Below are 9,364 nucleotides of genomic sequence, written 5' to 3'. Positions count from 1 at the left end.
TGGGACAAACCGGCCGTTCGCGGCGGTTCAGTCTTTCGGCAGCTTCCGACCCAAAGGCAGTCATAGGCGAGGCACGTTTCCGATCTCGGGAGCGGATATTCTGAACCGGGGTTCTGACACACGCAAACCCTTGGACGACCGTGGTAGGTTCTGCAGTGTCACAACCGACCGGTTGTGACACCAGCTCATCGCTTCCTGCCGAACATTGGGATTTTGTATAGTCGCCCCAAGCTGCCGCCAACATGAGGCTGCTACCGTCGTAGCATGACGCCTATCCGATACCTTTCGATCGCCACATTGCCCCTGCTGGCGGTCCTGACGGGCTGCGGCGGTGATCCGGCTCCCCCGGCTCCCCCGGCGAAAGCGGAGGCGGTCGCTCACGAAAGCGATCTGCTGAAGCTCACCCTCACAACGCAAGCGCAACAGCGTCTCGGCATCCGAACGGTAAGAATTGGCGATGGCTCGGCCGCGCAAGTCCGCGAGACGAGCGGGGAGGTCGTCGTGCCGGCAACCGGCGGGGCCGGTGTGCCAACGGGATCTACGAGCAACCTCGCTCAAATTGGGGTCAGTCAGGTTGCGGCCGAAGGCGAGGTCGCGCGGGCGCAAGCGCAAGTGCGGCTCGCCGTCATTGCCTATAACCGCGCCGACGCCTTGGTGCGCGAGGAGGCGGGCAGCGTGCGAGGGCGCGACGAAGCCGCGGCGGCACTTGCCACCGCGCGGGCAGCACTGGATGCGGCCCGCGCGCAACGCGGGCTGCTCGGTCCCTCGATCGCGTCTATGGGCAATCTCTCGACGCTGTGGGTGCGGGTGCCTGTGTTCGGCACCGACGTGAGCGCCATCGAACGCGGTCGCACCGCTACGGTTCGCCCCCTCGGCGACAATCGCGCCGCTCCGCGCGCTGCGCGCCCGGTCCAGGCCCCACCCTCGGCCAATGCAGTCGCGGGCACCGTCGATCTGTTTTTCGCGCTCGATAATCGCGACCGTGCCTACCGCGTCGGCCAGCGCGTCTCCGTGGCGTTGCCGCTTGGCGGGAGGGCGGATGGACTGTCGGTCCCGACCGCAGCGATCGTCCGCGACATCTATGGCGGCGAATGGGTGTACCGGAAGACTGCGCCCGACACCTATGTCCGGCAGCGGATTGAGGTCGCGAGCGTCGCGGACGGCCGTGCGCTGTTGTCGCGGGGCCTGGAGCGCGGTGCCGAAGTCGTGACGGACGGGGCGGCCGAGCTGTTCGGGACCGAGTTCGGGACGCCGCACTGATGCTCGCCTGGCTGGTCCGTGCCGCGCTGACCCAGCGCGTTCTCGTCCTCGCGCTCGCTGCGCTGCTGGTCGTCCTTGGGCTACGCGCGACCGGCGATGTGCCGCTCGACGTGTTTCCCGAGTTCGCACCGCCTATGGTCGAGATCCAGACCGAAGCGCCTGGTCTTTCGACCGAAGAGGTGGAAAGCCTGATTACCGTACCGATCGAAACGGCGGTCAACGGCGTCCCCGATCTGATGACGCTACGGTCCAAGTCCGTGCTGGGCCTGTCGTCGGTATCGATCCTGTTCGATCGCGGCACCGATGTGATCCGCGCCCGCCAGCTCGTCCAGGAGCGGGTGACACAGGTGCAGGCGCGGTTGCCCGCCGCGGCGCGTCCCCCGGTGATGCTGCCGCCACTGTCGTCAACCAGTCGGGCGATGAAGATCGGCATATCGTCGGCAAAGCTCGATCAGATGCAACTCTCCGAACTGGCGCGATGGACGATCCGGCCGCGCCTGATGGCGGTGCCGGGCGTCGCAAACGTCGCAATCTGGGGTCTGCGCGACCGCCAATTGCAGGTTTTGGTCGATCCCGACCGGCTGCGCGCGGCCGGCGTGACGCTCGCCGAACTGCGCACCGCGGCCGGCGATGCGGTGCTGGTCGGTGGGGGCGGCTTTGTCGATACGGCAACCCAGCGGCTCGCCGTGCAGCAGACGAGCGCGATCCAGTCCTCGGCCGATCTTGCACATGCGGTCATCAAGCAGAGCGGCGAAGCGGCGGTCCGCATCGGCGACGTCGCCCGCGTGGTCGACGGCTTCGCCGCGCCGATCGGCAATGCGATCATCGACGACGGGCCCGGCCTGATGCTGATCGTCGAGAAGCAACCGACCGGCAACACCCTCCAGCTTACCCGAGACGTGGAGGCCGCGATCGGTGAGCTGAAGCCGGGCCTGCGCGACGTGAAGGTCGATACGACGATCTTCCGCCCTGCGACCTTCATCGAACGCTCGATCGACAATCTGACGCGCGCGCTCGCGATCGGCTGCCTGCTCGTGGCTGTGGTGCTGTTCGTCTTTACCCGCGATTGGCGGCAGGCGACGATCAGCCTGGTCGCCATCCCGCTGTCGCTGCTCGGCGCGGGGCTGGTGTTGCTATGGAGCGGTGCCACCATCAACACGATGGTGATCGCGGGGCTGGTCATCGCGCTCGGCGAAGTGGTCGACGATGCTATCATCGACGTGGAGAACATCGCGCGCCGACTGAGGCTCAATCGCGAGGCGGGCAACCCGCGCTCCAACTTCGACGTGGTGCTGTCCGCCTCGCTGGAAGTGCGATCGGCGGTGGTGTTCGCGTCGCTGATCGTGATGCTGGTGTTCCTGCCGATCTTCTTCCTGGGCGGGGTGGCGGGCACGTTCTTCCAACCGCTCGCCATCGCCTATGTGCTGGCGATCGCCGCGTCGCTGCTGGTCGCGCTGGTGGTGACGCCGGCGATGTGCCTGTTCCTGCTGCCGAACGCGCCCCTCAAGGCAGAGCGTGACACGCGGCTCGTCGGGGCGCTGAAACGCCGCTACGCCGGGGTGCTGCCGCGGATGGTGGCGCGACCGGCGCTGGCGATGGGGATCGTCGCGGGCGGCCTGCTGCTGGCAGGCGTCGGCTACGCCGGGTTCAAGGACCAATTCCTGCCCGATTTCCGCGAAACCGACTTCCTGATGCACTTCGTCGAGAAGCCCGGCACGTCGATCGAGGCGATGGACCGGATCACGATCCGTGCCTCCAAGGAGCTGCGCGCGATTCCTGGCGTGCGCAACTTCGGCGCACATATCGGCCGTGCGGAGGCCGCAGATGAAGTGGTCGGCCCGAACTTCACCGAGCTGTGGATCAGCCTGGACGAGAATGTCGATTATGATGCCAGCGTCGCGCGCATCAAGGAAGTGATCGACGGCTATCCCGGCCTCTACCGCGACGTGCTCACCTATCTGCGCGAGCGCATCAAGGAAGTACTGAGCGGCGCAGGCGCGACGGTGGTCGTCCGCATCTTCGGTCCCGATCAGATCGAGCTTCGTGCCGCGGCCGAACGTGTCCGCGCCAAAGTGGCGGCGATCGACGGGGTTGCCGATCTCAAAGTCGAGCAACAGGTTCTGGTGCCGCAAATCCAGGTCCGTCCCCGGCCTGGCGATCTCGCCACGCTGGGCCTCACCGCGGGCGAAGTACGGCGACAAGCGCAAACCTTGGTCGCCGGGCAGAAGGTCGGCGAAATCTACCGCGACCAAAAAGCGTTCGACGTGGCGCTGTGGGGCGAACCGAAGGTGCGCGGCGATGTCCATGTTCTTGCCGACATGATGATCCAGACGCCCGCGGGCGCGCCGGTACGGTTGCGCGACGTGGCCGATATTCGCATCATGCCTGCCCCGAACGAGATCAAGCGCGAGAACGGTGAGCGCCGGATCGACGTCACGCTCAATGTCGCCGGTGCGGACCTCGGCACGGTCGCGCGCGCTGTCGAAACGGCTGTGGGTCAGATGCCGTTCGCGACCGGATACCATCCCCAGGTGCTGGGCGAATACGCGGCGCTGCGTGATTCACGCCAGCGGCTCTGGACGACGGGGCTGCTCTGCCTGCTCGGCGTCCTGCTGCTGGTCTGGCTGGAGTTCCGCTCGGCGCGGATCACCGCGCTGGTAGCGACCAGCCTGCCGTTCGCGCTGGTCGGCGGGGTAGTCGGCGTGGCGCTGACGGGCGGCGTGCTGTCGCTCGGCTCGCTGGTCGGGTTCGTGACGGTCATCGGCATTTCGGCGCGCAACGGCATCATGCTGCTGTCGCACTACGATCATCTCCGCCGGTTCGAGGGCGAGGACTTCGGCCCGCGTCTGATCCTGCGCGGCGCGGAGGAACGACTGGTGCCGATCCTGATGACCGCGGCGTGCGCCGGTCTGGCGCTGCTGCCGCTGATCGTCGCCGGCAACGCGCCGGGCCATGAAATCGAGCATCCGATGGCGATCGTCATCCTGGGCGGACTTGTCTCCTCGACCGTGCTCAACCTGTTCCTGATGCCCGCGCTATACGCGCGCTTCGGACGGGAGAAGCCCGCGCCCGATGCCCCACTTGCCGGAGTTCCCGCATGATCCGCCGGTTTGCTCCGATCGCCGCGCTCGCGGTCGCGGGGTGCATGTCTGCGCCTCTGCCCCCGCCGACGATCCCACCCGCGTCCGCCACAGGTGCTTTCGCAAACCTTCCGACCGCGGCGATCGGCCCGGTCCCGAATGACTGGTGGCGGCTGTACGACGATCCGGCGCTTGATCGACTGGTCCAGGCAAGCCTCGCCGCCAATGCCGATCTGCGCGTCGCCTATGCCAATCTCGACGGCGCGCGCGCGGCACTGCGGCAGGCGCGCGCCGCGCGGCTGCCGCAAACCACGATCGAAAGCGCGGGCACGATCGACAACAGCGCGACGCAGCCAAGCGCGTCATCGAACGTGCCGACCACCGACTACGATCTCGCCCTGACCGCAAGTTGGGACATCGACCTGTTCGGCCGCCTGCGCTCGGGCACGCTGGCGGCGGGGGCCGATGCTGACGCTCAGGCTGCGGCGCTGGACTCCCTGCGCGTCGCGGTCGTGGCGGATACGGTGCTCGCCTATGTCGATCTGTGCGGTGCGACCCGTGCGGCGAATGTCTCGCGCGAGATTGTCGCGGTTCAGGAACGCTCGGTTGGCGTGGTACGTGACCAGCTTGCCGCTGGCGAAGTATCGCCGCTCGAAGTCTCGCAGGCCGCCAGCCTGCTGGAATCCACCCGCGCCACGCTGGCCCCGTTCGAGGCGGCGCGCGCGAATGCCCTGTACCGGATCGCAACCTTGCAGGGCCGCCCCCCCGCTGAAGCGCGCGGGTTCGACATCGCCTGCAATGCGCCCCCGAAGCTCCGCGCGGCGGTGCCCGTGGGCGAAGGACAGGCGCTACTGCTGCGTCGCCCCGATATTCGCGAAGCCGAACGCCGCCTCGCCGCTGCCGCGGCGCGGATCGGGGTCGCCCATGCCGATCTCTACCCGCGCGTGAACCTGGGTGGTGCAGTCGGGCTGTTGACGGGTGGCTTCGTCGCGACGGCTTCACCGCTGATAAGCTGGGCCTTCCCCAATCAGGCCCCAGCGCGAGCACGACTGGAACAGGCCCGCGCAACAGAACGCGCGGCGCTCGCCGGCTGGGATGTGGCGGTATTGCGGGCATTGCGCGAAGTCGAAACCGCGCTCGCCGTCTATGATGGCGAGGTGCGCCGCAATCGCGCGCTCGATGCCGCGCGGATCCAATCTACGCTTTACGCCCGCCGTGCAGCCGCCCGTGTTCGGCTTGGGGATGCCGCCTCGCTGATCCAGTTCGATGCCGAGCGGGCGCGGGCGCAAGCCGCGCTCGCTCAAACACAGTCCGATCTCACCGTGGCGCAATCCCAGGTCGCGCTATTCCGGGCGCTGGGTGGGGGATGGCAGACGAACGGTCCGGCGGGCTAGAAGGGCAGCCATGCGAATCCTGATCGTAGAAGATGATAACGAGACGAACCGCTTCGTGGCCCGCGGGCTTGCGGAATTGGGACATCATGTCGTCACCAGCACCGATGGTCGCGACGGGCTGTTTCAGGCGACTGGGGACCAATTCGACGCGCTGATCGTCGATCGGATGCTGCCTGGTCTGGATGGACTGTCACTTATCAAGGCGCTGCGTGCGGCGGGCAACATGACACCGGCCCTCATGCTCACCGCCGTGGGTGGCATCGCTGATCGCGTCGAAGGACTGGAAGGCGGTGCCGACGATTATCTGGTCAAGCCGTTCGCCTTTTCCGAGCTTGCCGCGCGTGTTCATGCGCTCGGGCGGCGTCCGGCTGCCCAGACCGAGGCGAGCGTGCTTGTAATTGGTGGGATCGAACTGGATCTTCATCGACGCTTCGTTACCCGCGACGGCCGTAGGATCGTGCTGCAACCGCGCGAGTTCGCGTTGCTCGCCGAGCTGATGCGCAATCCTCGCCGGGTCATGACGCGAACGATGCTGCTGGAGCGGGTCTGGGATTTCGATTTCGACCCCAAGACGAACATCGTCGAGACGCACTTAAGCCGCCTGCGCTCCAAGCTCAACGCCGGGTTCGACGATGATGCGATCGAGACCGTGCGCGGTGCTGGCTACATGATCCGCGGCGCGTGATGACCCGCCCGTGGCGATCCACCTTCGGGCTTGTCGCCCTCGTCGCGTCCCTCTTCGCGCTGGGGACGCTTATCATCGGGGTCGTCGCCTATGAGGTGACGCATGAAGCGCTCGAGATCCAGCTCGATCACCGGGTCGCGATCGAAACCCGCGCGCTGATCGACGAAGGCGACGACGGTCCTACGGGCGTTGCGATGGCAATCCGTCGGCGCGAGGCGGCGCGAAGCACCGCCAGTCTGGAATACCTGCTGGTCGACCCAGTGGGTCGCCGTGTCGCGGGGTCGCTCGACGCGACCGCCCCTACCGTGCCGGGTTATCTGGAATTTCTGCATTACCGGCGGGACGGCGAACACCGGATCGCACAGGCCCTGACCACCCGATTGCCTGACAACAGCCGGTTGGTCGTCGCGGCCGATCGCGAAGTGATTGACGAGATGGATGCGACGCTGCTCAAGCTGTTCGCGGGCGCATTCGGCGTCATGCTGCTGCTCGGTATCGGCGGGGCCTGGCTGGTGGGTGCGGTGACTCGCACGCGCCTAGCGCACATCGACCGCACCGCCCTCGCGATCATCGATGGCGATCTGGCGCGACGTATGCCGCTCACCGGCGCGGGTGACGAATTCGATCGCGTGTCGGCGACGCTCAACCGGATGCTCGACCGGATCGGCGGACTGATGGACAACCTGCGCCAGGTGTCGAGCGACGTAGCCCACGACCTGCGCACCCCGCTGACCCGCCTGCATAACCGGCTCGATGAAGCGCTATCGGCACGGGACGTGGACGAGAAACGCCAAGCGATCGAGGCCGCTGCCGCACAATCACGCGAACTGCTCGATATTTTCGGAGCATTGCTGCGCATTGCGGAGGTGGAAGCATTGTCACCTCGCACCCATTTTCAGGACGTGGCGCTGGATCAACTGGTTGAGGAACTGGTCGACACCTACCGCCCCGATATGGAAGCAAGCGGCCATCTGCTCGTCACAGCGATAGCCCCCGCGATATGGACGATGGGCGATCGACGGCTGCTGCAACAGCTTGTCACCAATCTCCTCGACAACGCGCTTCGCCACACCCCCCCTGGGACGACGGTTCGCGTCGAGCTGGAGCGTGATGACGCCATTGCTCGCTTAACGGTCGCCGATGATGGACACGGTGTAGCACCCGAAGATGCGTCCCGGCTGTTCCAGCGGTTCGCGCGCGCGGAACGTAGCCGATCGTCGGAAGGTCATGGCCTGGGGCTGGCACTCGTCGCTGCGGTCGCGACCGCGCACCGGGGCACGGTTTCGCTGCTCGCGCCGCCCGGATTTGGGGTTGTCGTCGAACTACCAGTTGGGAAAAAATGATGAAGATCGGCGACAGGCGCGAACTCCTGAGCAAGGTGCCGGCGATCACGCTGGGCTTCTGGATCATCAAGATTCTGGCGACGACGCTCGGCGAAACCGCTGGCGATACCGTCAGCATGTCGATGAACCTGGGCTATCTTGTCGGCACCGCGATCTTCCTGACGGCGTTGATTGCGCTGGTCTGGTGGCAGGTAGCGGCGACGCGCTTCCACCCGTTCCTCTATTGGGGGACGATCATCGCATCGACCACCGCGGGAACGACGATGGCGGATTTCGCCACACGGTCGTTGGGCATCGGTTATCCCGGAGGTTCGACCCTGCTGTTCGTATGCGTGCTGGCGTCCCTGTTCGCCTGGTATCGCACCCTGGGCTCGATCTCGGTCGATACCGTGCGGGAACCCAAGGCGGAGCTGTTCTACTGGCTCACCATCACCTTTTCGCAGACGCTCGGCACGGCGCTCGGCGACTGGACAGCGGATACCGGGGGCCTCGGCTATCTGGGCGCAGCAGCGATCTTCGGCGCGATGCTGGCGATACTCGCTGGCCTCTACTTCTGGACGAAGGCAAGCCGGATATTTCTGTTCTGGGCAGCGTTCATCCTGACCCGGCCGCTCGGCGCGGCCGTAGGCGATTTCCTCGACAAGCCGATCGCAAAGGGCGGGCTCGATTTCAGCCGTCCGCTTGCTTCGGCAGTGCTCGCTGCGGCCATCCTGGCCCTTATCCTGATCCTGCCACAACGCGCAGGCCAACATCCTGGTGAGAACGGGGCCGGGTAAATTGAACCGGTTTCTCGCCACGACACCCGACCATTGAAAGACTGCCTGTGTTCGATCGCCTAATCGAGTTCCTTAACGAAGCCGGCTACCTTGGAATTGCCGCGCTGATGTTTCTTGAAAATGTGTTTCCGCCAATCCCCTCCGAAATCATTATGCCCGCTGCCGGTTTTGGCGCGGGGCAAGGGCGATTGAATCTGTTCGGCGTGATCATGGCCGGCGCGGGCGGCTCGGTCGCGGGCGCGCTGTTCTGGTACTATGTTGGAAAGTGGATTGATGCCGATCGGCTGCGGCGCTGGGCCGAACGGCACGGGCGCTGGCTGACGCTTGCACCACGGGATATCGACCGCGTAGACCGCTGGTTCGATCGACATTCCGGTAAAGCCGTGTTGCTCGGTCGGCTCGTCCCGGCGCTGCGAACGCTGATCTCGGTACCAGCAGGCGTGTTCGGTATGAGTCTACCGCGTTTTCTGCTGTTCACGACGCTTGGGACCGCGCTCTGGACGACACTGTTAGCAGTGGCCGGCTACCTTCTTGAAGGGCAATACCGGATCGTTGCCGCCTACCTGAATCCGATTACCAACATCATCGTCGGGCTGGTGGTCGCCGCATATCTTTATCGTGTGGCGACGTGGCGTGCCACCTAAAGTCAAAACCGAACGGTTGTGACACCGAGAAACGGCGGCTTTCGACCGTTCCGATCTTGGAAGCTGTCTGGCGGGAAAGTCCCAAGGTCCGGCCATTCCACCGGCCATGAAGGACCGTGCGCCGATTGTCGCTCTTAGCCGAAGGACGGCTCCTGTCCGATCCGGACACTCGCTACAACCTT

7 protein-coding genes are annotated in these 9,364 nt (G+C 65.8%); all 7 read left to right on the top strand.

Translation table 11 applies throughout. The annotated features are described in order from the left end of the window. Positions 1 to 264: 264 nt before the first annotated feature. From B7Y89_RS17600 to B7Y89_RS17570, 7 genes are read left to right on the top strand one after another with little or no spacing between them, the layout of a single operon-like run. Positions 265 to 1,260, top strand: a complete 996-nt coding sequence (locus B7Y89_RS17600) for an efflux RND transporter periplasmic adaptor subunit (RefSeq protein ID WP_200866947.1) — start codon at positions 265 to 267, stop codon at positions 1,258 to 1,260. Further along, positions 1,260 to 4,361, top strand: a complete 3,102-nt coding sequence (locus tag B7Y89_RS17595; RefSeq protein ID WP_292940707.1) for an efflux RND transporter permease subunit — start codon at positions 1,260 to 1,262, stop codon at positions 4,359 to 4,361. Before B7Y89_RS17600 ends, B7Y89_RS17595 begins: the two co-directional genes overlap by 1 nt. Further along, positions 4,358 to 5,734, top strand: coding sequence for an efflux transporter outer membrane subunit (locus B7Y89_RS17590; protein ID WP_043151648.1), 1,377 nt, complete (start codon positions 4,358 to 4,360; stop codon positions 5,732 to 5,734). The genes B7Y89_RS17595 and B7Y89_RS17590 overlap by 4 nt, the downstream gene beginning before the upstream one ends. 10 nt (positions 5,735 to 5,744) lie before the next feature. Continuing rightward, complete coding sequence (locus B7Y89_RS17585) at positions 5,745 to 6,419, top strand: response regulator transcription factor (RefSeq protein WP_043151647.1); 675 nt, start codon at positions 5,745 to 5,747, stop codon at positions 6,417 to 6,419. Further along, entirely contained in the window at positions 6,419 to 7,762 is a 1,344-nt protein-coding gene (locus B7Y89_RS17580; RefSeq protein ID WP_292940702.1) for a HAMP domain-containing sensor histidine kinase, read from the top strand. The genes B7Y89_RS17585 and B7Y89_RS17580 overlap by 1 nt, the downstream gene beginning before the upstream one ends. Then, positions 7,759 to 8,538 (top strand): hypothetical protein, encoded by a 780-nt coding sequence (locus B7Y89_RS17575; protein ID WP_292940699.1) that lies wholly within the window; start codon positions 7,759 to 7,761, stop codon positions 8,536 to 8,538. Before B7Y89_RS17580 ends, B7Y89_RS17575 begins: the two co-directional genes overlap by 4 nt. A gap of 47 nt (positions 8,539 to 8,585) precedes the next feature. Beyond that, entirely contained in the window at positions 8,586 to 9,182 is a 597-nt protein-coding gene (locus B7Y89_RS17570; RefSeq protein WP_043151646.1) for a DedA family protein, read from the top strand. Positions 9,183 to 9,364 lie beyond the last annotated feature (182 nt).

Origin of the sequence: Novosphingobium sp. 32-60-15, from assembly GCF_002280675.1 — a bacterium.
Taxonomy (GTDB): Bacteria; Pseudomonadota; Alphaproteobacteria; order Sphingomonadales; family Sphingomonadaceae; genus Novosphingobium.
This window is presented reverse-complemented; position numbering and strand designations above follow the sequence as displayed.

Coding starts and splice junctions, on each gene's coding strand:
- B7Y89_RS17575 (WP_292940699.1), top strand. CDS start 7,759: ATGATGAAGATCGGCGACAGGCGCGAACTCCTGAGCAAGGTGCCGGCG.
- B7Y89_RS17590 (WP_043151648.1), top strand. CDS start 4,358: ATGATCCGCCGGTTTGCTCCGATCGCCGCGCTCGCGGTCGCGGGGTGC.
- B7Y89_RS17580 (WP_292940702.1), top strand. CDS start 6,419: ATGACCCGCCCGTGGCGATCCACCTTCGGGCTTGTCGCCCTCGTCGCG.
- B7Y89_RS17595 (WP_292940707.1), top strand. CDS start 1,260: ATGCTCGCCTGGCTGGTCCGTGCCGCGCTGACCCAGCGCGTTCTCGTC.
- B7Y89_RS17585 (WP_043151647.1), top strand. CDS start 5,745: ATGCGAATCCTGATCGTAGAAGATGATAACGAGACGAACCGCTTCGTG.
- B7Y89_RS17600 (WP_200866947.1), top strand. CDS start 265: ATGACGCCTATCCGATACCTTTCGATCGCCACATTGCCCCTGCTGGCG.